Annotated in this window: 17 protein-coding genes, 1 tRNA gene, 1 pseudogene and 1 riboswitch; of the genes and pseudogenes, 9 read left to right on the forward strand and 10 right to left on the reverse strand. The window is 72.2% G+C overall.

What is annotated here, in order from left to right; translation table 11 throughout:
• Positions 1 to 15: 15 nt before the first annotated feature.
• From ABZ441_RS26360 to ABZ441_RS26370, 3 genes are all read right to left on the reverse strand, one after another.
• Positions 16 to 237: a hypothetical protein gene (locus ABZ441_RS26360; RefSeq protein ID WP_205019297.1), complete on the reverse strand. Its 222-nt coding sequence runs from the start codon at positions 235 to 237 to the stop codon at positions 16 to 18.
• A 73-nt stretch (positions 238 to 310) separates the two neighbouring features.
• Complete coding sequence (locus ABZ441_RS26365) at positions 311 to 469, reverse strand: hypothetical protein (RefSeq protein WP_358978528.1); 159 nt, start codon at positions 467 to 469, stop codon at positions 311 to 313.
• A 218-nt stretch (positions 470 to 687) separates the two neighbouring features.
• A complete protein-coding gene (locus ABZ441_RS26370) occupies positions 688 to 2,073 on the reverse strand; it encodes an FAD-binding oxidoreductase (protein ID WP_358978530.1) in 1,386 nt (461 codons plus the stop codon).
• Between the two features lie 452 nt (positions 2,074 to 2,525).
• Between ABZ441_RS26370 and ABZ441_RS26375 the strand changes: the two genes are divergently transcribed.
• The 5 genes and pseudogenes from ABZ441_RS26375 to ABZ441_RS26395 all read left to right on the forward strand — a co-directional run bounded on the left by ABZ441_RS26375 (position 2,526) and on the right by ABZ441_RS26395 (position 7,149).
• Positions 2,526 to 2,599 (forward strand) — tRNA-Met (locus ABZ441_RS26375).
• Between the two features lie 192 nt (positions 2,600 to 2,791).
• Positions 2,792 to 3,253: pseudogene (locus ABZ441_RS26380) on the forward strand (TipAS antibiotic-recognition domain-containing protein); the annotation flags it as partial.
• 133 nt (positions 3,254 to 3,386) lie between these two features.
• Positions 3,387 to 4,547: a PP2C family protein-serine/threonine phosphatase gene (locus ABZ441_RS26385; protein WP_358978532.1), complete on the forward strand. Its 1,161-nt coding sequence runs from the start codon at positions 3,387 to 3,389 to the stop codon at positions 4,545 to 4,547.
• 233 nt (positions 4,548 to 4,780) lie between these two features.
• Positions 4,781 to 4,933, forward strand: a riboswitch (cyclic di-AMP (ydaO/yuaA leader).
• An 11-nt stretch (positions 4,934 to 4,944) separates the two neighbouring features.
• Complete coding sequence (locus ABZ441_RS26390) at positions 4,945 to 5,985, forward strand: M23 family metallopeptidase (protein WP_358978534.1); 1,041 nt, start codon at positions 4,945 to 4,947, stop codon at positions 5,983 to 5,985.
• A 219-nt stretch (positions 5,986 to 6,204) separates the two neighbouring features.
• Positions 6,205 to 7,149 carry an aldo/keto reductase gene (locus ABZ441_RS26395; RefSeq protein ID WP_358978536.1) on the forward strand — a complete coding sequence of 315 codons (945 nt, stop codon included), beginning with the start codon at positions 6,205 to 6,207 and terminating at the stop codon, positions 7,147 to 7,149.
• 48 nt (positions 7,150 to 7,197) lie between these two features.
• Here ABZ441_RS26395 and ABZ441_RS26400 read toward each other — a convergent pair whose 3' ends face one another.
• The 4 genes from ABZ441_RS26400 to ABZ441_RS26415 all read right to left on the reverse strand — a co-directional run bounded on the left by ABZ441_RS26400 (position 7,198) and on the right by ABZ441_RS26415 (position 12,542).
• Positions 7,198 to 8,649 (reverse strand): PrsW family intramembrane metalloprotease, encoded by a 1,452-nt coding sequence (locus tag ABZ441_RS26400; protein ID WP_358978538.1) that lies wholly within the window; start codon positions 8,647 to 8,649, stop codon positions 7,198 to 7,200.
• A gap of 70 nt (positions 8,650 to 8,719) precedes the next feature.
• A complete protein-coding gene (gene trmB / locus ABZ441_RS26405; RefSeq protein ID WP_358978540.1) occupies positions 8,720 to 9,613 on the reverse strand; it encodes a tRNA (guanosine(46)-N7)-methyltransferase TrmB in 894 nt (297 codons plus the stop codon).
• Entirely contained in the window at positions 9,606 to 10,862 is a 1,257-nt protein-coding gene (gene lhgO / locus ABZ441_RS26410) for an L-2-hydroxyglutarate oxidase (RefSeq protein ID WP_358978542.1), read from the reverse strand. The genes trmB and lhgO overlap by 8 nt, the downstream gene beginning before the upstream one ends.
• A 159-nt stretch (positions 10,863 to 11,021) precedes the next feature.
• Entirely contained in the window at positions 11,022 to 12,542 is a 1,521-nt protein-coding gene (locus tag ABZ441_RS26415) for a sporulation protein (protein ID WP_358978544.1), read from the reverse strand.
• Positions 12,543 to 13,484: 942 nt separating this feature from the next.
• Between ABZ441_RS26415 and ABZ441_RS26420 the strand changes: the two genes are divergently transcribed.
• Entirely contained in the window at positions 13,485 to 15,626 is a 2,142-nt protein-coding gene (locus ABZ441_RS26420; RefSeq protein ID WP_358978546.1) for an asparagine synthase-related protein, read from the forward strand.
• Between the two features lie 107 nt (positions 15,627 to 15,733).
• Here ABZ441_RS26420 and ABZ441_RS26425 read toward each other — a convergent pair whose 3' ends face one another.
• Together ABZ441_RS26425 and ABZ441_RS26430 are read right to left on the reverse strand one after the other, a co-directional pair.
• Positions 15,734 to 17,812 carry a sigma-70 family RNA polymerase sigma factor gene (locus ABZ441_RS26425; protein ID WP_358978548.1) on the reverse strand — a complete coding sequence of 693 codons (2,079 nt, stop codon included), beginning with the start codon at positions 17,810 to 17,812 and terminating at the stop codon, positions 15,734 to 15,736.
• Between the two features lie 318 nt (positions 17,813 to 18,130).
• Positions 18,131 to 18,865, reverse strand: a complete 735-nt coding sequence (locus tag ABZ441_RS26430) for a helix-turn-helix domain-containing protein (RefSeq protein ID WP_358978550.1) — start codon at positions 18,863 to 18,865, stop codon at positions 18,131 to 18,133.
• A gap of 411 nt (positions 18,866 to 19,276) precedes the next feature.
• On the opposite strand from ABZ441_RS26430, the gene ABZ441_RS26435 reads away from it, so the two are divergent.
• Both ABZ441_RS26435 and ABZ441_RS26440 read left to right on the forward strand, forming a co-directional pair.
• The gene (locus tag ABZ441_RS26435; protein WP_358978552.1) at positions 19,277 to 20,710 is read left to right on the forward strand and encodes an NAD(P)/FAD-dependent oxidoreductase; all 1,434 of its coding nucleotides are present in this window, start codon (positions 19,277 to 19,279) and stop codon (positions 20,708 to 20,710) included.
• A gap of 336 nt (positions 20,711 to 21,046) precedes the next feature.
• Complete coding sequence (locus ABZ441_RS26440; RefSeq protein WP_358978554.1) at positions 21,047 to 22,720, forward strand: SpoIIE family protein phosphatase; 1,674 nt, start codon at positions 21,047 to 21,049, stop codon at positions 22,718 to 22,720.
• A 25-nt stretch (positions 22,721 to 22,745) separates the two neighbouring features.
• Here the strand turns inward: ABZ441_RS26440 and ABZ441_RS26445 are convergent, their stop codons facing one another.
• Complete coding sequence (locus ABZ441_RS26445) at positions 22,746 to 24,080, reverse strand: MFS transporter (RefSeq protein WP_358978560.1); 1,335 nt, start codon at positions 24,078 to 24,080, stop codon at positions 22,746 to 22,748.
• A gap of 136 nt (positions 24,081 to 24,216) precedes the next feature.
• Between ABZ441_RS26445 and ABZ441_RS26450 the strand changes: the two genes are divergently transcribed.
• The gene (locus ABZ441_RS26450) at positions 24,217 to 24,774 is read left to right on the forward strand and encodes a MarR family transcriptional regulator (protein WP_358978556.1); all 558 of its coding nucleotides are present in this window, start codon (positions 24,217 to 24,219) and stop codon (positions 24,772 to 24,774) included.
• Positions 24,775 to 25,273 lie beyond the last annotated feature (499 nt).

Consider the following 25,273-nt stretch of genomic DNA (forward strand, 5'->3'; position numbering starts at 1 on the left):
CCGGGTACCGCCCGGTCAGTCCAGGCCCTCTTCCCGCAGCTCGTACATCAGGAGGAACGTCCGGTAGGTCTCCGCGGACACGTCCAGGCAGATGTCCGGCCGGTTGGTCCACGTCGACGTGTTGTCGAGGGCCCTGCGGCAGGCCAGCTCCGTCTCCGCCTGGGACGGGATGTTCGAGATGAACGCGGTGATCAGCAGGACCACTGCGAGGACGACCACACCGATACGGATGCGCATGGCCTTCCAACGACCGTGCGGCCGTACCGGTCACCCGAAGCCGGTCATCAGGGGCGGATCGCGGGTCGTCCGGTCATTCGGCGTCGTCGGTGAACGGCGGCAGGTCGGGCTCGATGAACAGGTTGGCGTACTGCGGAGTGGGACGCGGAGCCGCGGTACCCATGTCGGCGGTGACGATCGCGGACGGGCCGTCGGTGTGCCGCTGGATCGTGCGGACAGACATGTCGGTCATCTCAGGTGTCCTGTACGTAGGTGTGTGGTGAGAGCCCCGTGACCGAGCCTCTGGATGCCGGACTGGTCCCGACCGGTACGGCTACGAGGTGCCGCCGCCGGTGTCGCGCCGTTCCGGGGGCGTCCGGATCATCGTGCGGCGCGTTGCAGAACTGTGCATGCAGACTGTAACCCTCCCGGCACGGCTTTCCCTCGGAATTGCGGGGCCCGGCGTGACGGTCAGTGCGGTGGTGCGGGCTCGATGTTCTGGTTTGCGTGGAAGAGGTTGTGCGGGTCGTAGGTCCGCTTGGTCTCCGCGAGCCGGTCGTAGTGTCCCCGGTAGGTTGCCCGGACCCGGTCCTGGGACTCGTCGGTGCCGATGAAGTTCACGTATCCGCCGCCCATGGAGTGCGGGTGCAGCGCCTCCCAGTAGCCGACCGCCCACTCCCGCAGCGCCGCCGCGTTGGCTGGGTCGGGGTCGATGCCGGCGATGACTCCGGACCAGACGGCGTCGCGGTAGGCCCAGGCGGTGTCGTCGGGCCCGACCCGGGCGGCGGCGCCGTCGACCGGATACATGTGCATGGTCGACAGGCCGGTGGGGAGCTTCTCGGCGAAGGCGGCGTGCACGTCGGCCGCGTCGTCCGTGATCCGGTCGAAGAAGTCCCCGCGCCAGTACCACTGGAGCCCGGCCGGCATCAGCGCGTCGAACATGCTCTGCAGGGCCGGGTAGGGCATGGGTGTCGTGAAGTGGAAGGCGGGCGGACCCGGTTCGCCGACCACGGCGAGGGTCTCAGTCAGGGATTCCGGGTCCGCGGTCGAGGACCAGACGACACCGCACATCTTCCGCCCGTGGATCTCCTCGGGGAAGGGCGGGCCGGGCGGGACGGTCAGCGAGGCGAAGAAGCCGTACAGGTCGTCCGGGGCCTGCGGCAGGAAGTCGCGGTACCAGCGCATGACGTCGTGGAAGAGTTCCAGGGGCCACAGGGTGATCGCGACCCCCACCGTGTCCACGGGATGCAGCTCGAAGTCGAACGACGTGACGACGCCGAAGTTCCCGCCGCCGCCGCGCAGGGCCCAGAACAGATCGGCGTGCTCGCTCGGGTTCGTGGAGACGAAGCTGCCGTCGGCCAGGACCACGTCCGCGGAGACCAGATTGTCCACCGACAGGCCGTACTTGCGGGTGAGATATCCGTGTCCGCCGCCGAGGGTGAGACCGCCGATACCGGTCGTGGACATGATCCCCGCCGGTGTGGCGAGGCCGAACGCGTGCGTGGCGTGGTCGAAGTCCCCCAGCGTCGCCCCACCGTCAGCCTGGGCGGTCTGCGTGGCCGGGTCGACCCGCACGCCGTTCATGGGGGACAGGTCGAGCGTGACGGCGCCGTCGGAGAGGCCGAGACCCGGACCGCTGTGTCCGCCGCCCCGGACGGCCACGTCCAGGCCGTGCTCGCGGACGAAGTCGACCGCCGCCATGACGTCCGCAGTGTCGCGGCACTTGACCACCGCGGCCGGCTTCTTGTCGATCATGCCGTTGTAGACCGTACGGGCCTGCCCGTACTCGTGGTCGTCCGGGCCGATGACCGGACCGCGCAGAGCGGTCCTCATCGTCTCCAGCAGGGCGCCGTCCATGATCGTCTCCTAGCGCGCATGCGCTCGGCCTCCCCTGGCGCCATCGCAGCGGGTGGGCCAGCCGACACCGGCATCCCGGGATGCCGCGCAGACGGGACCGAACACCGAAAGCCTTGTCCCTCCAGCGTCCCGCCGCTCCGGAGACCGCGCAATCGCAGAGGGCGGTGCCGTGCCCAGGACCGGCCAGGGGCCAGAGGCACCGCACGGGGTCACGCCTGTGGTGCGGCCGCGGTGTTCCCCACGGGGGACGTGGACTCCGGCTCCGAGGCGTTGTCGGGCGCACCGAGGACCCTCTGAGTACGACACTGCGCCTGGCAACTGTGCTGTGAGCGGCCTGCGTTGGCGTATCGCGCCGCCGCCGAGGGGGATGGTGCCGACGCGTGGAGGTGCGGGGCGGTGGCATAAGTGGTCGGAGCACCCTCCGGAATGGGCTAGAGTTGCAATCACAACGACGCGGGGTGGAGCAGCTCGGTAGCTCGCTGGGCTCATAACCCAGAGGTCGCAGGTTCAAATCCTGTCCCCGCTACTGAAAGACAGAGGCCCGGATCCTTTCGAGGATCCGGGCCTCTGTCGTATGCCCGTCGCCGGGGCCTGACCTCGACGTCACGTGAGGACCAGTCGTTTCTTGGAGGGAGTGGTCCGTCCAGGAGGCCGCCGTTCCCCTCGCGTAGCCGCACGGGTGTCGACGGTTACCGGCACAGGATCGTCCCGGTGCGGATCGGTGCGGACCGGTGCGGACCGATCCGCGCAGGAGCGGGGAGGGGAGGAACCGATGGCCGAGGAAGTGCTCGACGGCTTCGACCACACGGCGCACGAGCAGGAGGTCGCCGAGCGCTGGGGCCGGGAGGCGTACGAGCGGAGCGGCCGGTGGTGGAGCGGGCTGAGCGAGGCGGAGCGCGTCCGCTTCCGGGGTGTGCACGACGCCGTCGCCCGGGACTACGGGCGGGCCCGAGCTGCCGGCCTGGAGGCCGGCAGCGAGCAGGCGCAGGACATCGCGCGGCGGCACTGCGCATGGCTGTCGGTGACCGTGGAGACCACCCGCGCGTATGTGACAGGCCTCGGGGCGATGTACGTCGCCGATACCCGCTTCGGCAGGAACTACGATCGCTACGGAGACGGAACCGCCGTCTTCGTACGGGATGCACTGACGATCTACGCGCAGCACCGGCTCTCCGACTGACCTCCGGAGCGCGGGGCTACGGCGCGCTCCTCCCTTTGGCCGATGACGAGTCGCCGCTCGGCGCGGCTCCGGCCAACGTGGATGGGGCGCGGTACCGTCCGCAGCCGTGGGTGGACCGGGCAGGAGTGCACAGGTGGGGAAGCGGGACGGCGGACGGCGAAGGAGCGCTGCCGGGAACGCCCGTTCCCGGCGTTTCGTGCGTGTGCTGCCCGCTCTGATGATCTGTGCCGGTGTGGTCTTCGACCTCGTGACGCCGCCGGAAGTCACGGCTGTTCCGCTCTTCGCCGCCGCCCCGCTGATCGCCGCGCCCTTCTTCTCACCGGCCGGGACCGTCCGGGTCGGGGTGGTCGCGGTCCTCCTCGTCCTCGCCATCCGGATCTCGGACGGCGTGCTTGCCAAGGTCGTGCCGGTCACCGACCTGCTCACCCTGATCACCGTCGCCGCGCTCTCCCTCGTCATCAACAGCGTCGTGCGCCGCGGGAACGAGCAGTTGGCCTCGGCCAGGGTCATCGCGGAGACGGCGATGCGCGCGGTGCTCCCGACGCCGGACGACCGGATCGGCGGTCTGCTGGTCGCGGCGCGGTACGAGGCGGCCCAGGCGGACGAGTTCGTCGGCGGCGACCTCTTCGCCGTCGCGGACACGCCCCACGGGGTGCGTCTGGTCGTCGGGGACGTACGGGGCAAGGGACTGGACGCGGTGGGGGCGGTGGCGGTCGTCATCGGGGCGTTCCGGGAGGCCGCCGAGCAGGAGATGTCGTTGGAGGGGGTGGCCCAGCGGCTGGAACGTGCGCTGGCCCGTGAGGGGTCGCGCCGGGGCGGCTTCGACTCGATGGAGGGGTTCGTCACCGCTGTTCTCGCGGAGATCCCGGTCGGTTCCGACGTGCTGCGGGTCGTCAACCGCGGCCACCCCGAGCCGCTCGTGCTGCACGCGGACGGGGCGCTGGAGGTACTGGCGCCGACGGTACCGGCCCTGCCGCTCGGGATGGGGCTGGGCGCCCTGCCCGACCGGTCGGACGAGTGGACGCTGCCGGCGGGGGCGATGTTCCTGGCGTTCACCGACGGGCTCTCCGAGGCGCGGGACGCGGAGGGCGTCTTCTACGACCCGGCGGCCCGGCTGAGCGGCAGGCTCTTCCCGGGGCCCGAGGAACTGCTGTCCGCGCTGACCGACGACGTACGGCTGCACACCGGGGGCCGGTCGACGGACGACCTGGCGCTGCTCGCGATCGGCCGTCCCGCACGGGGGCAGCAGGAGCGGCGGACGACGGTGAAGATCGTGCGACGGGACAGTGAATGACCCGTCGCGACCGTCGGTAGTCGAAGGACCCCGCTCCGCATAACATGTGACGCAACGTCAGAAACTGATGGCTGGCCAAAGGGTGCTCAGGTCGCCCGTTTGCGCCCGATTGCACCCTGAAAGTCCAGGCCAAGGTCGTGAACGATCTGTTGGAACGGCTTGGAATCGGAGCTGGGTGTCTATTAACGTTCGATAACGCAGCGCGGTTGTACCTGTCGTCGCAAGAGGCGGCACCGTGCGCAGCGCCGAATTCCGCAAGGGAACCGGGGAACCACCTACATGGGGTGAATCGGACACCTGTGTCTCGCGAGAGACGAAGGGGTCCGTAGGAGACCTTCCTGCTCCGAACCCGTCAGCTAACCCGGTAGGCGAGAAGGAAGGAAAGGAGTGCGCCCACGTGGCGTCGAATCAGCCTGCCCCCGAGGCACCGTCATCCTTCAGGACCGACAGCTTCGGTGATGAGGGCAGGACTTGGGAGGAATGGAACCCCACCGAGGAGTCCATTCGCCCCGTACGCGGCCGGCACCGCGTAGCCAAGCAGCGCGGCCTCGCCCGTAGCTCCACCGTCCTCGGCGTCGGCGTCATCGCGGCCGTCGGTGCGGGTGGTATGGCCACCGCGCAGAGCAAGCCGCCGGTCTCCATCTCTCTCCCCGATTCCATCGCGGACAACCTTCCCGATGCCAAGTCCCTGCCCGGCGTGGGCGCGTTCATGTCCGGCGACTCCGACTCGGACCACGAGACGGTTGCCGCGTCCTCCCCGCTCACCACGGCTGGGATCACCGCCGCCGAGGCGGAGCAGGGCAGCACGGACGCCGGCGAGGCGCTGCGCGCCCGCATCCTCCAGCAGGCCGAGCAGCAGCAGGCCGGGGCCGAGGCCGAGGCCAGGGCCGCGCAGGAGAAGGCGGCTGTCGAAGCGGCAGCGGCCCAGGCGGCGGAGAAGCAGAGCCAGGCCGAAGCCGATGCCGCCGCGAAGAAGAAGGCGGCGGAAGAGGCGGCGAAGAAGAAGGCGGAGGCCGAGCGTCTCGCCAAGCTCGCCGCCAGCTACGCCGTCCCGACCTCCTCCTACTACATCAGCTCGTCCTTCGGCCAGGCCGGTTCGATGTGGTCCTCCGGCCACCACACCGGGCTGGACTTCGCGGCGCCGACCGGCACCCCGGTGAAGGCCGTTCACAGCGGCACGGTGAAGTCGGCCGGCTACTCCGGGTCGTACGGCTACCGCACGGTCCTGGAACTCGACGACGGCACCGAGGTCTGGTACTGCCACCAGTCCTCGATGGACGTGAGCGCCGGTCAGAAGGTGACCACCGGCCAGACCATCGGCCGCGTCGGCGCGACCGGCAACGTGACCGGGGCGCACCTGCACCTGGAGATCCACACCGCGGACGGCACGGGCATCGACCCCATGAGCTGGCTCCGCGGCAAGGGCCTCACGATCTGAGGTCCCGGGTCTTCCGTCCGCACCGGAAAGGTCCGGGCGGAAGACCCCGCTGCCGGTATTCGGCGCACCCGAACCCCGGCGGCCCTGACGCACGACCCCCCGACGCCAGGGCCGCCGGTCTGTCCGGGACCGTGGCCCCGGGCTCCGGTGGTGCCGGGCCCCCGGAGTGGCCGGCAGAAAACCGGAATAGTCGACTCAGCGGACGGGTTGTCCCTGGGTATGACATCTCTGCGCCCGCTCGGTTCCTCGAGCCTTCAGGTCTTCCCTCTCGCTCTCGGCGGCAACGTCTTCGGCTGGACGGCCGACGAGGACCGGACCTTCGCCGTCCTTGACGCGTACGTGGCGGCCGGCGGCAACTTCGTCGACACCGCCGACTCCTACTCCGCCTGGATCCCGGGCAACGAGGGCGGTGAGTCGGAGACCCTCATCGGTAAGTGGCTGGCGGCCCGCTCCCGACGCGACGACGTCGTCATCGCCACCAAGGTCGGCGCCCACCCCGCGTACAAGGGGCTCTCGCCCACCACGATCAAGGAAGCGGCCGAAGCGTCGCTGCGCCGGCTCGGCACCGACCACATCGACCTCTACTACACCCACTTCGACGACGAGAGCGTCCCCGTCGAGGAGATCGTGACCGCGCTGGACCAACTGGTGAAGGCCGGCACCGTGCGGGAGATCGCCGCCTCCAACATCAGCCCCGAGCGCCTCCAGGCATCTCTGGACTTCTCCGAGCGCGAGGGCCTGGCCCGGTACGTCGCACTGCAGCCGCACTACAACCTCGTCTCGCGAGACACCTACGAGGGAGCGCTCCAGGACACGGCGGCCGGTGCCGGTCTCGCAGCCGTCCCGTACTTCGCCCTCGCCTCCGGCTTCCTCACCGGCAAATACCGTCCGGGGACCTCGGTCGAGAGCGCGCGGGCCGAGGGCGCCGGCAAGCACCTGGAGACCGAGCGCGGCCGCGGCGTGCTCACGGCGCTCGACAGGATCGCCCAGGAGCACGACGCCGAGATCGCCACGGTCGCCCTGGCCTGGCTGGCCTCCCGGCCGACCGTGACCGCCCCGATCGCCTCCGCGCGTACGGTCGAACAGCTTCCCGCGCTGGTGGCGGTGGCCGACCTCCGCCTGACCGAGCAGGAGCTGACCGAGCTGACCGAGGCGTCCGCCTGACCGGGCAGGAGCCGGTTGAGTCGACCGGGGCGTCCGCCCGGCGGCGCTCTACGCGGGCGGTGTCCGGTGCCCGCCGTCCTCCATGTACGGGTTGTGGCCGCCGTAGTGCCGGTGCGGTGCGGGGAGCTGCTGCTGGGGCGGGCCGCCGTGGGAGAACTGACGGGGGAACGGGGGCGGCACGGGCGGCCGGGGGGCGCGCAGCCGGCCCGTCGCGTGGGCCGCGTACGTCAGGGCCGGGCCCGCGACGTCCCGGCGCTGCCAGAGGTGGTGCAGCAACTCCTGCTCGCGCAGGGCGAAGTCCGGGCCGGCACCGTCGTGCCGGGCCCTCCGGCGCAGCATGGCCAGGGACGTCGCGAACGACTCGTACTCCGCGACGGCCCGTGCCGCGGCCCTGCCCCGGGCGCGCTCCGGGTGGCTGTTCCAGTGCCTGGCCATGTCGCGGGCCATGCCCCGCGCCCGCATCGAGGCCAGCGCGAGAGGCTCGGCGGGGGTGAGCCAACCGGCCGCCGCGTACACCGGGAGCTCCGTGGAGAGCGTGCGCAGTTCCCGCTGACGCGCCCAGATCGCCAGCCAGGTCACCAGGCCGAAGCACGGCACCATGAACGCGCCGTACACCGCGTAGAAGCCGTACGGCCCGAAGGCGGACGATCCGTTCCACAGGGCGTGCATGCCCATGGCGAGGACGAGCCCGAGCAACGGCAGGACGACCCGGCGGACCCGGTGGCGGGACCCGCCGAGCGCCGCGATGCCGAAGCCGATGCCGGAGAGCACCGTGAACAGGGGGTGCGCGAACGGCGACATCACCACGCGTACGAAGAAGGTCCCCGCCGTCACGGAGGCGAGCCCCGTGGTCCCGAGATGCTGGTCCTCGCCGAAGGCATTGCCCAGGTAGAGGATGTTCTCGGTGAACGCGAAGCCCGTCGCGGTGAAGCCGGCGACCACGATGCCGTCGACTATTCCGCCGAACTGCCGTCTGCGGAAGAGGAAGATCAGCAGGACCGCGACGGCCTTCGCGCTCTCCTCGACGACCGGGGCGACGAGGGTGGCCCCGAGGGTGTCGGCGCTCGCCGGATCCGCGGTGGCCGTGGCTATCCAGCGTGTCGCGAAGGAGTTGGCGAGGATCGCCACGAGCGCGGCAGCGCACGCACCCCAGGAGAAGGCGAAGAGCAGATTGCGCCAGGGACCTGGCTCGACCCGGTCGAGCCAGCGGAACGCCGCCATCAGCAGCGGCACGGGCAGGACGGCCAGCCCCAGTCCCACCAGGAAGCCCTCGGTGCCCGTCTGCTGGCGCACCAGGGCCAGGATCACCAGGCCGCAGAGCGCGAGCACCGTGATCACCGCCCCGGCGCGGAACGCCCTGCTGCGCCAGACCATGCCGACGCGGCGGGGCCGGTAACGCCACTGACCCCGCTCCGGTACGGCACCCAGGAACTCGTCGAGCCGTTGCTCCTCGAGAACCGGTACGGCCGGCTGCTGGTGCTGCACGGACCCCTCGGACATTCGACGACCCTAACGAGGACCACCGACACCTGGCCACGTCACGGTGCACGGGAGGCCGGGCGTTGGCTGATCAGCGACGGGTGAACAGCACGTCGTGCACGACATGTCCCTTGTCCAGGCCCTGGCCCTCGAAGCGGGTCAGGGGCCGGAAGGCGGGCCGGGGCGCGTAGCCGCCGTCCGCCCGGGTGTTCTCGAACAGCGGGTGTGCCGTCAGGACTTCCAGCATCTGCTCCGCGTACGGCTCCCAGTCCGTCGCGCAGTGGACGACCGCGCCCGGCTTCAACCGCCGTGCCACCAGGTCGAGGAACTCCGGCTGGATCAGCCGTCGCTTGTGATGCCGCTTCTTGGGCCACGGGTCGGGGAAGAAGACCCGGAGCCCGTCCAGCGCGTCCGGCTCCAGCATCTCGCGAAGCAGGATGATCGCGTCGCCGTTGGCGACACGGACGTTGGTCAGCCCCGCCCGCTCCGCGAGCCCCAGCAGATTGCCCTGGCCGGGGGTGTGCACGTCGACGGCCAGGATTCCGGTGACCGGGTCGTCGGCCGCCATCTGCGCGGTCGCCTCGCCCATGCCGAAGCCGATCTCCAGGACCACCGGGAGGCCGTCGAACAGCGTGGGGAGATCGAGGACGCTGCGGCCGTCGATGTCCAGGCCCCACGTGGGCCACAGACGCTGGAGGGCATCCTCCTGGCCGGTGGTCACCCGGCTGCGGCGCGGCTGGAAGCTGCGGATCCGGCGCTCGTGGTGCGAGCCCGCCGGGTCGGCCGCCGGACCGCCGGGGAAGCGGGGCTCCTGGCGCAGTCTCCGCTGGCGCTCGAACGACGCTGCACGCCGCGCCTCCGCGTCCCGGTCCGCGTCGTCCCGGTCCGCGTCCGGGGCGGTGGCGGGTGCGGTCCCGGGCGGGGCGCCGGGCGTCTCCGGGGCGGGGCCGGGCGTCTCTGGGGTGGGGTTCACAGGTTCAGACACAATGACCCGATTCTACGGCGGGAGGCGTCCATCCCGTCGCGCGAGCCCGCAGCAGTGCCCGTCGCGCCACCTCCCTCCCGATGGGCAGTGAGGCGGTGGCCGCGGGGGACGGGGCGTTCAGCACGTGCACGGTGTGCGGGGCGTCCCGGATCAGGAAGTCGTCCACCAGCGTGCCGTCCCGCAGGACCGCCTGCGCCCTGACCCCGGCCGGGGAGGGCCGCAGATCGTCCTCCGTCACCTCCGGCAGCAGCCGCTGGACGGCCCGGGTGAACGCGCTCTTCGACAGTGATCTGTGCAGCTCGCCGGCCCCGTACCGCCAGTGCCGCCGGGCGATGTGCCAGGAACCCGGCCAGGCCAGGGTGGCGGCCAGCTCCCGCGGACGGACGACCGCCCTGCCGTAGCCCTCGCGGGCCAGTGCCGGCACGGCGTTCGGGCCGACGTGCACCGTGCCGTCGAAGCCCCGGGTCAGATGCACCCCGAGGAAGGGGAACGCCGGGTCCGGCACCGGATAGACGAGCCCGCGCACCAGCTCGGGCCTTGCCAGCTCGTAGTACTCCCCGCGGAACGGCACGATGCGCGCCCCCGGGTCGTCACCCGCGAGCAGCGCCACCCGGTCGCTGTGCAGCCCCGCGCAGTTGACCAGTACGCGGGCTCTGACCACCTGGCCGTCGGACGTGCGCACCGCGACGCCCCACGGGCGCCGGTCGACGGCGACGACCTCCGCGCCGTAGCGGATCTGTCCGCCGGAGGCGCTCACCTCGGCGGCGAACCGTACGGTCACCGCGGTGAAGTCGCACACCCCCGTCGTCCCGACCCGGATCGCCGCCACGCCACGCACCCGCGGTTCGTACTCCGAGATCTGGGCGGGTCCGAGCTCCCGGACGGGGAGGCCGTGGGCCCGGCCCCGCTGCACCAGGGCATGCAGCCGGGGCAGCTCGTCCTGGCCGGTGGCGACGATCAGCTTGCCCGTCACCCCGTGGGCGATCCCGTGCTCCGCGCAGAAGTCCACCAGCTCGGCGGCGCCCCGCACCGCGTAGCGTGCCTTGAGCGAGCCGGGTGGGTAGTAGATGCCGCTGTGGATCACCCCGCTGTTGCGCCCGGTCTGGTGCCGCGCCGGGCCCCACTCCTTCTCCAGCACCGTGACCCGGGTGCCCGGTGCGGCGCGCGTCACCGCGTACGCGGTCGACAGACCGACGATTCCGCCACCGATCACCAGCACATCGCAGTCGTACGCCGCGTGCGTCGTCATCACGCCACCTCCCACCCCGATAGTGCACTGACCCACTGACAACGGGCTCAAACCAGGGTCGGCGTGTGCGTGGCGAGATGTTCGCCCCCGGACCCCGCGAAACCGGGACGTACCGGTGACCCCGGCGCTCGCCGGTGGTCCCCGGGCCCGTCGTCCGGATCAGGCGGGGGCGACCAGGAGCGGTCTGGCGCGTTCCCGTAGCTCGGCCACGCGGGGTTCGTCCCCGTACGGCTCCAGGCGGTGCAGGAGGTCGCGTACGTACTCGGTGGTGCGCGCCGAGGAGATGCGGCCCGCCACCTCGACCGCCCGCGTCCCCGCCGCGCAGGCCGCGTCGAGGTTGCCGGACTCCAGTTCGGCGACCGCGGACACGACGAGCCGCAGCCCGTGGGAGCGGACGAACTCGTCGGTGGGTTTCGACAGGGCCTGCTCGGTGAAGCGCCGCACCTGGCGGGGCGCCTTGAGGTCGCGGTAGCACTCGGCGGCGTCGGCGGCGAACCTGTCGTAGGAGTAGAAGCCGAGCCACGCCGGGTCCGAGTCACCGGTCCGGGAGCGCTCCAGCCAGCTCTCCGCGGCCCGGAGCGCGGCCCCCGCGGCCGCTGCGTCGCCGGCCTTGGCGTGGGCGCGGGCCTCCACGAGCCGGAAGAAGCTCATGGTCCGTGCGGTGGCGAGCCCGCGGTTGCGTTCGACCGCGGCCTGCGCGAGGTCCACGCCCTCGTCGGCGAAGCCGCGGTAGGTCGCCTGCAGGGACATCGAGGCCAGGACGTAACCGCCCAGCGGCACGTCCGCGGCGGCCCGGGCCAGGCGCAGCGCCTGGATGTAGTAGCGCTGGGCGGCCTCCTGCTGACCGGTGTCGAAGGCCATCCACCCGGCGAGCCTGGTCAGCTCCGCGGACGCGCCGAAGAGAGCCCGTCCCACCTCGTCGCTGTACGAACCCAGGAGGAGCGGAGCGGCGTCGACCCGTAAGCACTCCGGGACCATGGAGGAACGCCAGTCGCCGCCGCCGTACTTGGAGTCCCAGCGGCGCGCGTCCTGGGCGGCCTCGCGCAGTTTGGTCACGTCGCTGTGGCCGACGCGCAGCAGCGGTCCGTCCAGCGCGCCGGAGCCCGCGGTGTCCGGGCCCGGCTGGACGGGTACCCCGACCTGTGTCGCGGAGTGAGCCCCCGGTGCGCCGTCGGGGCCGAGGATCGCGGCCTGGGCCGCGGTCGGGTCCCGCGCGACCGACGGATCCGCGGGCGTTATGAGCCAGCGTGACGCGGGGGTCGCATAGGCGCTCACCGCGAAGGAACCCGCCAGCGACTGCCAGATCCCGCCGCCGCCCCGGCGGCCCGCGAGATCCAGCCGGTACAGATCCGTCGCCGACCGCACCGCCTCGGCCACGTCGCGGGGGAAGGCCAGACCGACCTCGGGCGCCGGATCGGCGTCGGCGAGCCCGATCTCGTGCAGCGGGACGGGACGGCCGAGTTTGGCCCCTATCGCCGCCGCGATGAGATGCGGCGCCGCGCCCTGCGGCACCATGCCCTTCGCGACCCACCGGGCCACTGACGTCTTGTCGTAACGAAGGGTCAGACCGCGCTGCGCACCGAGGTCGTTGACCCGCCGGGCCAGCCCGGCGTTGCTGATTCCCGCGAGGGCGAGAACCGTGCCGAGCTTCTCGTTCGGCCCGCGTTGTTCCCTGGACATGCGTCACCCCTCGACACACAGACGGCCGCCGCGTCACCGTCAGGCGCGCGGCATTCGTACCGTGTTCTCCCCAGGTCCGGTCCCGGGCACTCCGGCCGCACACGCATTTGGCCAGGCCCCGTGGAATATGCCGCCCTGCTGAGAACATCGGTAAACCCAGCGTAGTTCGCCGCATCCCCACCGTTAAGGGGCAGACCTCCGTATGGCGGGAATGTTGTCCGTGCGGTGCGGAGCGTGGAAGCCGTGCTCCTGACGTGTGGCCGTGCGCCCGGCCGTGCGCTCTGGCCCGACCGGTGCGGCAAGCGCTTCGATGGGCCCTGCGTGGGTCGGCCCGCCGAACTGGACTCGGTGGGCTGGGGGAGACCGCCGCCCCAATCCCCGCGGGCGGCGAACCGGTCCGGGAGGTGACGAACACTTCCCGGACCGTGCGCCGCACGGGCGGGGTTCGGAGACGGCGACGTGTGGTCCGGCGCACCGGGGGGATGCGCCGGCCCGCACGTCGCCGCACTTCGGTGGTTCCGGTCGGGGCCCTTGTGGTCCTGCCGGAGTCCCCGCCCACCGCTTCGGACCGGGGCGCGCGGGGGCTGCGCCGCTGAGTTGCCGCGGACGAAACGCGCGGTTCCGCAGCGAGCCGAGAATGGCTGAATAGCGCCGGTCGGACAGGGGTGTTGAGCAGCCGCCCGGCTATGGCCTGATTGCGCCTGTTCCGTGGCCCGGCCGGTCCGGGGGCCGCCGACGACGCCGGCTGCCACAACTCCCGGCTGATCCAATTCCGTTGTGAGGGCACCCCGGAGCCGTGGCCAGGCTTTTGCCAGGGGCGCATGCGCATCCGGTGTGCGCCGCCCGTACCCCCTCCCGGGCGCCGTTGTCGTGGCAGCATGTCCCGCAACGGCGTTCCCGTGTCCTGGTACGCCGGTTCGTCCACAGCCTGTGGAGGCGGCGATGCGTTGGTTGGTGGGGTGGAGCAGTATCGCCGCGAGCTTCGGCACCGTGGGTGCCGTCGGCCACCGGAGCGAGGGGCGCACCGTCCAACCGGTGGGGTCCCAACTCCTTTGGGGTGACCCGGATCCGCTGTGGGCCGTCGGCGACTGGCGCCCCGACGAGATCCGCGTCATCACGGTCGCCACCCCCGTGGGAGCGCCGGTCACCCGCCTCGCCGTCCTCGGCTGCTGCGGGGCCACCGACGAACAGCTCCGCGTGGGGCTGCTGGCCGCCCGAGGCGGAGCGCTGCGCCATCTCACCGCCTGGTCCGGCAGTTACACGGCCGTCGTGCAGATCGGCCGTCGCATCACCGTCGCCGGAGACCTCGCCGGAGCGCGGCCCGTCTTCCACACGCCCTGGGCCAACGGCACCGCCTACGCCACCGCCGCCCTCCCGCTCGCCGACCTCATCGAGGCGCAGCTGGACATCGGCCACCTCGCCGCGCTGCTGGCCTGCCCCGAGACCCCGGAGGCGCTGGGCGACGGCACACCGTACGCGGGGGTGAAGCGGATCCCGCCCGGCCACGCGCTGATCCTCCGGGAGGGCTCGCGAGAGATCACCGGGTACGAGGCGGTGGCCTCGCTCGCCGTGGCGGCCGCACAGACCGACCCGGTGAGCGCCGTCGAAGGCGTACGGGACGCGCTCGTCGAGGCCGTACGCGCACGGCTCACAGCCCCGCGGCACGCCCCCGAGACCCTGCCCCCCGACCCCGGACCCGTCCCCGGCATGGGGCCCGCCGAACGCCGCGCGGCCCGTGGGGCGCCCGTCCCCGGCATCGGATCGGACCTCTCCGGTGGCAGCGCCTCCGCCACCCTGGCGCTGCTGGCGGCGGGACTGCCCGGGCTGCCGGGCACCGTGCTGGGCCACGGCACGGGGGCGGGCGAACGGCTCCTTGCCGTCACCTTCAACGACCTCTCCGTACAGGGCGCCTCGGCGCACGGCCTCTCGGCGCAGGACCGCGAGGACGAGCTGGAGCGTGCCCGGGCGATCGCGGCCGATCCCCGACTGCACCACGTGGTCGTGGCGGCGGGTGATGAAGCCCTCCCGTACGCGTCACTGGAGAGCGGCCCGCTCACCGACGAACCCGCCCCCTCCCTCGTCGTCGCCGAGCGCCACCGCCGCCGGCTGGCCGCGGGCAGCGCGGACCACTTCGTCGGACACGGCGCCCGTCAGGTCCTGGACGCGCACCCCGCACGGCTGGCCGACCTCCTCATGGACCGGCGCAGACGCCACCTCCTGCGGCCCGTCGCCGCGCTCGCCAGGGCCGAAGGGCCCTCCACGCACTCCCTGTTCGTCCCGCTGGCCGTCTACCGGGCCGCCCGCAGACTGGCCCGTACGTCGTACCGCACCGGCCTCGAGACGGCGGCGTCCCTGCTGCCCGAGGCCAATCGTGACGCCCCCGGCCTCGACACCCCGGCCGACGCCTCGCTCGCCTCCCTCGCCTGGTCACGGCCCGGTCCGGCCGCCCGCTGGCTCACGGGGGAGGCGCTCGCGGAAGTATCGGTTCGTCTCCAGGAGGCGGCGATCCGGCCCGCATCGGTCCAGCGCCCCGGGGAGGCCAGGGCCCGCGCCGCGCTGGCCCGGCACGCGGCCGACCAGCGGATCCTGGAACAGGCCTCCGAGATCCGCAGCCAGCGGCTGCACGCCCCCTACCTCGACAACCAGGTCGTACGCGCCGCCCGCGCACTCCCGGAGTCTCTCCGGGTCCAGCCGGGTGCCCGGGCCGCGATCCTGCGCCGGGTCCTCGCGGGCGCCGGCATCCACGACCTGCCGCCGGGCTGGGGCACCCCGTCCCAGGCCACCTCGACCGCGGCCGGACGGATCGGACTGCGTACCGCCCTTCCCGACCTGATCGCGCTTTTCGACGCCCCGCTGCTCGCCGACGCGGGCCTGATCGAGGCCCGCGTCGTACGCAAGGCGCTGCGTGCGGCGTCCGAGGGCGAACCCCTCCCGCTGGACGGCCTCGCCGAGCTGGCGTCCACGGAACTCTGGCTCCGCCGGCTGGTCACCCGCCGAGGCACCTGCTGGACCGGCACGGCGGCCCCACGGCAGCGCGCGGTGGCCGGCGGCGTCGTCCCGGCCCGCCGCACCCTGCAGGCATAGGCACCCGCGGCGGCGCGGGCTGCCCCCTGTCCTCGTACGGTCGTACACCTCCAGGTGGGCACCGGCCTCCTGGGACCGGCCTCCTGGGAACGGTGCCGCAGGGCCGCTCAGCGGCAACTGATCTGCGAGTGCGCCCAGTCGGCCAGCGCGACCCCGCCGAGCTGTCCCCACGGCTCCACCACGAGCCGGATCGCCTTCCGGCCCTCGATGCCCACGCTCACCGGTACGGCGGGCTCACCACCCCGCACCACCGGGGACCGCCACAGCCGCGCCCCCTCCCCGTCGTACACCGAGAAACGCACGGCGCCGAGCCCCAGGGTCAGGTCGTCGACCCCCGCCATCGCCTCGTAGCGGGTGCACGTCCGGTTGAGCCGGACGGTGACCGACGAGCTGGAGGGGGCGGTCACGCCGTGGTCGTACGTCGTGGCGGCGATCGACAGCCCCCGGCGCTGCCAGAACACGCCGGTGCTGCTGCCGAGCAACACCTCGGGACCGGTGTGGTCACCGGTGACGGAGTACGCGAGCTCGTTCACCTGGTAGACCTCCGGCGCGGGTGCCGGCGGCTCCTTCGGCGCGGGAGGTGCCGGGGTCGGGGTGGGCGTCGGCGCCGGCTCCTCCGGTGGGGGCGGCGTGGGAGTGGGAGTGGGAGTGGCAGTGGGCTCGGGGGCCGGCGCGGGTGGCGGAGCCGACTCCGGGGCGGGTGGTGCTCCGGGCGTGGGCGGGGCCGGCGGCTCGGGCGCCGGTACCGGCTCCGGCCCGGGTGCGGGAGGCGGCGTGGGAGTGGCGGGCGCCGCGGCCGGCGGCTTGGCCACCGGCTCCGGCGCCGGCCGGTCGTCCCCGACCAGGGCCCACACGAGTCCGGCGGCGGCCGCCACAGCCACCGCGGCGGCGATGCCGGCCTTCACCGGGCCTCCGATCCCCTCGGACGCCGCCGCCCCGCCTGCCGCACCTCCCCCGGAGGACGCGCTCCCCGTGGCCGCAGCGGCGGCTCCGGCACCGGCCGCACCCGCCGCGCCACCCGCCACGATGCCGGCGGCCTTGAGCGAATAGCCCGCGGCGAACCAGCCGATGACGGCGATCGGGAGCAGGGCCGGAATGCCGGCGTTCACACGGTCCAGTTCACCGGCGGCGATCCTGCACTTCGCGCATTCGTCCAGGTGCTTGCGCAGCCCGCGCTCGGCCCGGGTGCGCAGACCGCCCCGGGCATGGGCGCCGAGCCGGTCGGCGTACTGCGCGCAGTCGCCCCCGGCCGTCAGTGACTGGCTCACATGGGCCTGCAGATAGGCCTGCTTGAGCCCCTCACGGGCCCGGACGGCCAGGACCGCCGTGGCGTTGGCCGTCAGTCCGAACAGCGGGGCGACCTCGCGCGGTGACTCCTCCTCCACCGCGGTGTGCCACAACACGGCCTGCCAGCGCTCCGGCAGGCTGCGGAACGCCTGCATGGCCATCGACCGGTCCGCCTCGTGCATGGCGAGCACGTCGGCGCCAAGGTCGAGGGTGTCGGCCTCCGACAGCTCGGCGGCGCGAGTGGCCTGCGTGGCGAACACCGCGAAGTCGTCGACGAGATGCTCGCGCTTGGCGCTCCTGGTCCACGCGGCGGCCACATGCCGGACGGCTGTCATGAGATAGGCCCGGACGGCTTCCTCCGGCCCCTTCCCGCCGCGCACGGCCTGCAGCGTCCGGGCGAACACCTCGGCCGTCAGGTCGTCGGCTGTATGGGCGTCCCGGCAACAGGTACGCGCATAGCGGCGCACCGCCGCCGAGTGACGCCGGAAGAGCTCCTCGTACGCCCCGTCGTCCCCCGTGCGCATGCCCTGGATCAACTGCGCGTCCGACGGACCGGGATCGGCGGACCCCGCGCGCCCTTCGCGCTGCAGGGGGACCGCGTACGCGGTGTCGGTCCCTGAGCCGGGATCCGGCTGAGCCCTGTCGTCGGCGGCGGACCTCGCCGGCCAGGGACCGGGCAGCACGGTGCCGCCCCCGTCCGGGGCGTCCGGCCGCGCAGGCTCCGCGGCGCCCTCGGCGGAGCCGCTCGGCCGGTCGGCCCCGGAACGGCCCGACGGCGGCGTCCTGCCCCGGATCAGTGAGGCCGACGGGCCGCCGGCCTCCGTCTCCGTGCCGCTGCCGCCCTTGCCCGCTGCGGCGGCACCCTCGGACGGTTCTTCCTGCTGCGCGTCACCGCTCATCGCGGAAGCCCCCGTAATACACCCTCGGACCCGAATAACCGGGGCAAGAGTGCCACAGGGCGCCGCCGCCACGAACGCCGAGCAGCAGCAACCACTCGTCCGGGGTGTCTTCCTGTGCCCGGGGGGCGTGACCTCGCCCCGACGGGGAAGAAGCATTGCCCCGGGCGCAGGAGCCCGGCCGACGGGAGCCCCCGTCCCACCTGACCGCCGCACCCGGCCGAGGGCTGTGCGTACACGACGGCTGTCCGGCCCGGCACGGCGAACGCGCGGTACGCCCTCGGCATGCGACCTACGCCGGGTGGGCCACGCGGGGCGCGTCTACGCCGGGCGGGAGCGGAGCCCCTCCAGCAGGATGTCCAGCAACCGGGCCGAAGCGGCGGCCTGATGGGCAGGATCAGGAAGAGCCGGCGCCGCCGTGGCGATGACCAGCAGCACATCGGCCACCGTCACATCGCCGCGCAGCTCACCCGACTCACGAGCCCGGCCGACCAGCCTGCCCACGACCTCGAGCAGCTCGGTCACCCCCGGCTCGTCCTCGATCCCGTCCTCTCCCGCGGAATGCGGGCCGGACACCCGGAACCCGGGCTCGCCCACTCCCTGTCTCTGGTGCGGGACGCGCGACTCGCCGCCGGCCGTGCCGGGACCCTCCGACGCGGCCTGCTCGTCCTGCTCCGACCCCACGCGCAGCACCTGCGGCGGGAGCAGCCGCCCCGCGCCGGATGCCACCGAGGTCCGGAGGAAGCGGGAGAGCGCCGCCCAGGGCTCGTCCTCCTGGCCGAGAGCCGTGCGCGCCTGATCGGTCAGCCGCGCCGTCTCCTCCTCCGCTATCCGGCGTACCAGCACGTCCTTGCTCGGGAAACGCCGGTAGACCGTACCGACGCCGACCCGCGCCCGGCGTGCCACGTCCTCCATCGGCGCGCCGTAACCCAACTCCCCGAACACCTCACGCGCGGCGCGCAGGACGTGTTCGAGATTGCGCTGTGCGTCGACGCGGAGCGGTGCCGAGCGGGCCGGGCCGCCCGTCGCTCCCGCGACCGTCCCGACCGCGCCCATGGTGCTCAGCCGCCCATGGTCCTCAGCGGAAGAGGTGACAGTGCTCGGCCCACGCAAATCCTGAATGTGCATAACTTCCCCCGGTTATGACGTCTCCCCCCGGAGACTTCCCCGCCGTGTCCGCCGGTGTGTGGACCTTGGTCCGAATCCGACACCCCGACGGGGTACGAACATAGTTGAGCCCGGGTCAATTCAGAAGGGGGTAGTTCCGCACGGAGCGCCCCCCGATCGGAGCAAGGGTCGGTCGGACCCCGGTTCGACCCCTGCGAGCACCCCCTCGCGCCGCATCTGACCTGCACAGCTCCGGAATCGGACGGTGGCCGGGGGCCGCCGGGTGATCGGAGAGCTCCGGTCACACAATTTGCCGGGCCTGTGGACAAACTCCGGACTCCGTTGCGTCATGGGATGGTGATGGCACCAGATTCCCGGGGGACACCCCCCGGCACCCGGCCCAGTGCACGCATTCTCGTCGTCGGCGGCGGCTACGTCGGGATGTATACCGCGTTGCGTCTCCAGCGCAAGCTCCGGCAGAGACTGAGAAGCGGTGAGGCCGAGATCGTGGTGGTCACGCCCGACCCCTACATGACCTATCAGCCGTTCCTGCCCGAAGCCGCAGCGGGTTCGATCTCCCCGCGCCATGTCGTCGTGCCGCTGCGCAGGGTCCTGAAGAACTGCACGATCGTCATCGGCGAGGCGGAGCGCGTCGACCACGCCAAGCGCACCGTGACGGTCACGACGCTCGCCACCGGCGAGGACGGGACCGGTGCACTGGAGATTCCGTACGACGAACTCGTCCTCGCGCCCGGATCCGTGTCACGCACTCTTCCGGTTCCGGGCCTCGCAGACTTCGGAATCGGCTTCAAGACCGTCGAGGAGGCCATCGGCCTCCGCAACCACGTCATCGAGCAGATGGACATCGCCTCCGCCACCCGGGACCCCGCGATCCGCGACGCGGCCCTCACCTTCGTCTTCGTCGGCGGCGGGTACGCGGGCGTGGAGGCACTCGCGGAGCTGGAGGACATGGCCCGCTACACCTCGCGGTACTACCACAACATCAAGCCCTCGGACCTGAGATGGATCCTGGTCGAGGCGACCGGGCGCATCCTGCCCGAGGTCGGCGAGGCGATGGGCAGGTACGCCGTCAGGGAACTGCGAGGCCGCAACATCGACGTACGGCTCGACACCCGGCTGGACAGCTGCGAGGGCCGGGTCGCCGTACTCAGCGACGGCTCGCGCTTCCCGACCCGCACCCTGGTGTGGACCGCGGGCGTGAAGCCCGCACCGATCCTCGCCGCCACCGACCTCCCCCTCACCGGACGCGGCCGGATCCGCTGCACCGCCACACTCTCCGTCGACGGAGCCGAGCACGCCTGGGCCGCAGGTGACGCGGCGGCCGTCCCTGACCTCACCTCGTCGGAGCCGGGCACGGAGACCGCGCCGAACGCCCAGCACGCGGTCCGGCAGGCCAGGGTCCTCGCCGACAACATCGTGGCCACGCTCGCCGGCCGCCCGGCCGAGGACTACCGGCACTCCTACGCCGGATCCGTCGCCTCCCTCGGCCTGCACAAGGGGGTCGCGCACGTCTACGGGCGCAAGCTCAAGGGATATCCGGCCTGGCTGATGCACCGCGTGTACCACCTCAGCCGCGTCCCCACGTTCAACCGGAAGGCGCGCGTCCTTGCCGAGTGGACCCTGGCCGGACTCTTCAAGCGCGAGATCGTCTCCCTCGGCTCGCTCGAACACCCGAGGGCCGAGTTCGCCCTCGCCGCGAGAGGACACGCGCACCCGGGGCATTCCGAGGACACACCCCCGAAGAACGACAGGCCACCGGAGACGTCCGGCTGATCGGCGGTGCACCGCCGTGCCGCCAACGCCCTCGGAGAACCGCTGTCGTTCAGCGGACGGACCCACCGCCGTACGCCAACTGTCAGTACGTTCGGTCACACTGGACGTGTGACCATAGGTGGGCCCACACCTGCGCAGAGTGATCCGGCTGCCGGTCACCTAAAGTGACCGGCAGCTACGACCCGACAGCACGGACAGGTCCGGCCGCGCGTTCCCGACAGCCCGGTTCCGGCACCCCGGTCCGGCATCAGGACCGGGCGGGGGACCGGCCACAGGACCAGCAGTAGAAGCAGCTCGCCCGAGCGGACCCGACCGACACACGAGGCCAGAAATTCCGTGAACTTCACGCGCTGGAGCGCCCGCTTTCCCGGAACGCAACGTCGAGCCGCCGCGCGGGACGACGACCACAGTTCCGTACCCGCCGCCCGCGCCGAGTCCGTACGGCCGAAGACCGCGGTCACGCCGCCGGACGACACCTCCGAATCCTCCGCCCCTGTGCACGGGCCCTCCATGGACGCCCTGTCGGCGCGCGAGCTGCTGGGCCGGCTTCCGGCCCCCGTCGCACTGCTCCACGGCCCCGAACACCGCATCACCTACGTCAACGCGGCCTACACGTCCGCCTTCGGCCCACGCCCCTGCGGCGCGCCAGCGGCCGAGGTCATGCCCGAGCTCGCCGAGCTCAGCCTGCTGCCCCTCATGGGCCAGGTCCTGCGCAGCGGCACCCCCCGTACGGTCAAGTCGCGCAAGGTGCAGGCCGGCAGCTCGTACACGGTGACCTGCACGCCCGTCGCCACCGGCGACCCGGACGGACCCGACGGGGAAGCCGGCGTCCTCGTCTACGCCACCGACGTCACCGATCACGCCGAAGCGGCCGAACGCCTCAGGGCCAGCGAACGCCGTCACCGCGAGACAGCCGTCACGCTCCAGCGCTCCCTGCTCCCCCAGGACCTGGAGCAGCCGGACGACCTGCGCATCGCCGCCACCTATCAGCCGGGCGGCACGGACGCGGCGGTCGGCGGCGACTGGTACGACGTCATCACCCTGGGCGCCGGGCGGACCGCGCTCGTCATCGGCGACGTGATGGGGCGCGGCGTGCGGGCCGCCGCCGTCATGGGCCAACTGCGCACGGCGGTCCGGGCCTACGCCCGCCTCGACCTTCCGCCGCACGAGGTGCTCCAGCTCCTCGACGTGCTCGCCGCCGAGATCGACGCCAGCCAGATCGCCACCTGCGCCTACGCCGTCCACGACCCCAACGAGGGGCACCTCGTCTACGCCTCCGCAGGGCACCTCCCGATCCTCGTGTGCGACGAGGACGGCACCGTCCACCGCGCGGAGGAACCGACCGGACCGCCGCTCGGCACGGGCGGCTGGGTCCACACCTCAGGGACGATCCCCCTGCCGCCCGGCTCCACCGCCGTCCTCTACACGGACGGCCTGGTGGAACGCCGCAGCGAGGACATCGACGAGGGTGTGGCCTCCCTGGCGCGCGCCCTCGCCGGCGCCAAGGGGTCGCCGCAGGTGGTCTGCGACCGGCTCATCCGTTCCCTGGGGGTCACCGCCGAGCACGACGACGACGTGGCGGTCCTCGTGGTCCAGCACCCCGCGCGGACGGGACCGAGCGCGGAGCTCTTCCACAACGCCTCGCTCGAACTGCTCGGGGGCATCGAGGCCGCGCCCAGGGCACGCGCCTTCGCCACGGGCGTCCTGGCGTCCTGGCGCTTTCCCATGGAGCTCTGTGACCTGGGGGTCCTCGCCGTGAGCGAGCTCGTCGCGAACTCCCTCCAGCACGGCACGCCGCCCATGCGCCTCGGCCTGCGCCGGACCGACCGCCGCCTGATCATCGAGGTGACGGACGGGGACGACCACCTGCCGCGCCGCCGTCGCGCCGAGCCGGCCGACGAGGCGGGACGCGGCATCACCATCGTCGCGACCATCGCCACGTCATGGGGAAGCCGCCGCACCCCCGGCGGGGGCAAGGCGGTCTGGTGCGAGTTCGCACTCCCCGGCTGACGCCGGCCCGGCGCAGGGCGGTGGCTCAGCGCAGGGCGGTCTCTCCCTGCACGGCGGTGTCCAGGCGCACGACGGCGGGAGCGACGACGGGCTCGCTCTCCGGCAGCGACACGGCGACCACCCGGGGCGGCACCGCCGCGAGCGAGGGCCGGTCCTGGACGGGAGTGAGCTGACGGCCCAGCTTGATCGCCAGCACGGTGATGCCGAGCGAGAACAGCACGAAGGTCACGATGTACGGCCCGTGCTGTGACGCCCCCATGGGCCCGCCCACGGCAGGCCCGACGGCCAGCGCGAGCTGCTTCACCAGGGCGAACGCCGAGTTGTACTGACCGACCATGGCCTCCGGCGCCAGGTCGGCGACGAGAGGCGCCACCGTCGGCGACAGCATCGCCTCGCCGAGCCCGAACAGGGCGTACGTCGAGATCATCGCGGCGGTGGCCATGGTCTGGCTGCCGTGTCCGAGACCCGCGTACCCGGCCACGATCCAGGCGAAGGCCCAGATCACACCGACCCACGCGATGACGCGGCTGCGGCTGCGGCGCTCCACGAGGCGGAGCACGACGAACTGCGCGACGACGATGACCGCCGTGTTGGCCGCCAGCGCGATGCCCAGGGTGGACGGATCGATTCCGGCGGCCTCGGTGCCGTAGGCGGCGAGCCCGGACTCGAACTGTCCGTAGCACGCGAAGAAGATCACGAAGCCCAGGACGCACAGCTGCACCATGGCCCGGTGCGAGAGCAGCACGCGCAGCCCGGCCTTGGGTGCCGTGCCGTCGGCGGGCACCGCGTCCGGGAGGGAGGGCGCACGCGGCATACGAACCGTGGCCGCGACCACGCCGAGCACGAGGAACATTCCCGCCTCGACGAGGAACAGCAGGGTGAAGCTCGACGGACGGTCGACGTCCACCAGCTGCCCGCCGACCAGGCCACCGATGCCGAGCCCGAGGTTCTGCAGGAAGAACTGCATGGCGAAGGCGCGGGTACGGGTCGCGGCGCTCGAGCACCACACCAGCATCGTCGCGAGCGCAGGCTGCATGACCGCGGTGCCGGCGCCGAGGACCGCGGCGGACAGCACGGCGGACGTCACGCCACCCGAGAAGCCCAGTGCGCAGGCGCCCACGGCCGCCGCCACCGCGGCGGCGATCAGCACGGGCAGCGGGCCGCGCCGGTCGATGGCGCGGCCGGTGAACGGCAGCACCGCGAGCGCCGCCATGGCGAACACAGCCAGCACGACACCTGCCGTACCGGCACCAAGATCCCGTACCTGTGCCACGTAGACGTACAGATACGGAACGGTGAATCCGAGGCCGAACGCGCTCAGCGCACTCCCCAGCTGGATCCGCCGCAGCGCTGCACCCATCTCCCTGGTCACACTCACCTACCTCAAGAATCAACTTCAAGAACACAGACTCGTAGACTTTAGCACTAAAATTAGAGCCTGAACTCTTCACCTCGAAGGACTTCGATGGCGATGAGGGCGTGCGATACTGCCCGCCATGTCTGACACCACCGAGCAGCCCGAGCTCCAGGAGCCGAGCCTCGACGAGCAGATCGCGGCCTATCAGCGCGAATTCCGGGACCTCGACCCGCAGGTCGAGCAGATCGTCTCCGCGCTGGGCCGGCTGAACCGCAGGATGAACGTCGCGTACGGCAGACAGGTCGCCGCACTCGGCATCAGTAACGCCGAGTGGGAGGTCCTCAAGACCCTGGTGCTGTCCGGAGCCCCCTACCGGCTGGGGCCGGGCGAGCTCGCCAAGCGGCTCGGGCTCACTCCCGCCGCCATGACCCACCGCATCGACCGCATGGCCGGTGAAGGTCTGGTCACCCGGGACCGGGACGAGAACAACCGGGTACGGGTCATCGTGGAACTGACCGACGAGGGCCGCACGAAGTGGCTCGAGGCGATGCGGATGGCCACCACGTTCGAGGAGGACCTCCTCCAGGACCTCTCGGGCGACGAGCGCGGAGCGCTCGGCGACATCCTGATCCGGCTGCTGCGACGTGTGGAGCACGAGCAGCCAGACGCCGGCGGCCGCCTTACCGACCTCGACTGAGGTCGGTGCCAGGGGACGAGAGGTGAAGTTGACACGTCGTCCTGGCATCCGTAGGGTTCTTCGAGTTGTCCCGGAGCCGGTACGGTTCGGCGGCAACCGATCCCGCCGCGAATGCGGCAACCAAACTCAGAACGATCTCCCACCGGAGAGAATTTCGGCATGCCGAAATTCAATTCACAGACTCGATTATGAGCCGCCGGGAGAATCCGCTAGAGTTCGGGACGTCGGAACGGCCGAAGGGCCGGGAGGACAAACCCCGCTGACCGGGGATCAGGCCCGAAAGGATCTGATAGAGTCGGACTCGCCGGAAAGGGAAGCGCGAAAGCGAAGAACTGGAAAGCGAAAAAGCAGGAACCCGCTTCGGCCGGGAATCGGACACGAAAGAGTCTGATAGAGTCGGAAACGCAAGAACAGAAGGGAAGCGCCCGGAGGGCCCCGGTGAAACGGGACCGAAGGAAGCGTCCGTTCCTTGAGAACTCAACAGCGTGCCAAAAGTCAA

It is taken from the genome of Streptomyces sp. NPDC005752, assembly GCF_040630715.1.
Lineage (GTDB): Bacteria > Actinomycetota > Actinomycetes > Streptomycetales > Streptomycetaceae > Streptomyces.

What these genes read in the sequence shown, in the direction of transcription:
- ABZ441_RS26450 (WP_358978556.1), top strand. Translation starts at nt 24,217, where the DNA reads ATGTCTGACACCACCGAGCAGCCCGAGCTCCAGGAGCCGAGCCTCGAC.
- lhgO (WP_358978542.1), bottom strand. Translation starts at nt 10,862, where the DNA reads ATGACGACGCACGCGGCGTACGACTGCGATGTGCTGGTGATCGGTGGC.
- ABZ441_RS26430 (WP_358978550.1), bottom strand. Translation starts at nt 18,865, where the DNA reads ATGGGCGCGGTCGGGACGGTCGCGGGAGCGACGGGCGGCCCGGCCCGC.
- ABZ441_RS26400 (WP_358978538.1), bottom strand. Translation starts at nt 8,649, where the DNA reads ATGTCCGAGGGGTCCGTGCAGCACCAGCAGCCGGCCGTACCGGTTCTC.
- ABZ441_RS26360 (WP_205019297.1), bottom strand. Translation starts at nt 237, where the DNA reads ATGCGCATCCGTATCGGTGTGGTCGTCCTCGCAGTGGTCCTGCTGATC.
- ABZ441_RS26395 (WP_358978536.1), top strand. Translation starts at nt 6,205, where the DNA reads ATGACATCTCTGCGCCCGCTCGGTTCCTCGAGCCTTCAGGTCTTCCCT.
- ABZ441_RS26415 (WP_358978544.1), bottom strand. Translation starts at nt 12,542, where the DNA reads ATGTCCAGGGAACAACGCGGGCCGAACGAGAAGCTCGGCACGGTTCTC.
- ABZ441_RS26445 (WP_358978560.1), bottom strand. Translation starts at nt 24,080, where the DNA reads ATGGGTGCAGCGCTGCGGCGGATCCAGCTGGGGAGTGCGCTGAGCGCG.
- ABZ441_RS26370 (WP_358978530.1), bottom strand. Translation starts at nt 2,073, where the DNA reads ATGGACGGCGCCCTGCTGGAGACGATGAGGACCGCTCTGCGCGGTCCG.
- ABZ441_RS26435 (WP_358978552.1), top strand. Translation starts at nt 19,277, where the DNA reads ATGGCACCAGATTCCCGGGGGACACCCCCCGGCACCCGGCCCAGTGCA.
- ABZ441_RS26365 (WP_358978528.1), bottom strand. Translation starts at nt 469, where the DNA reads ATGACCGACATGTCTGTCCGCACGATCCAGCGGCACACCGACGGCCCG.
- ABZ441_RS26425 (WP_358978548.1), bottom strand. Translation starts at nt 17,812, where the DNA reads ATGAGCGGTGACGCGCAGCAGGAAGAACCGTCCGAGGGTGCCGCCGCA.
- ABZ441_RS26420 (WP_358978546.1), top strand. Translation starts at nt 13,485, where the DNA reads ATGCGTTGGTTGGTGGGGTGGAGCAGTATCGCCGCGAGCTTCGGCACC.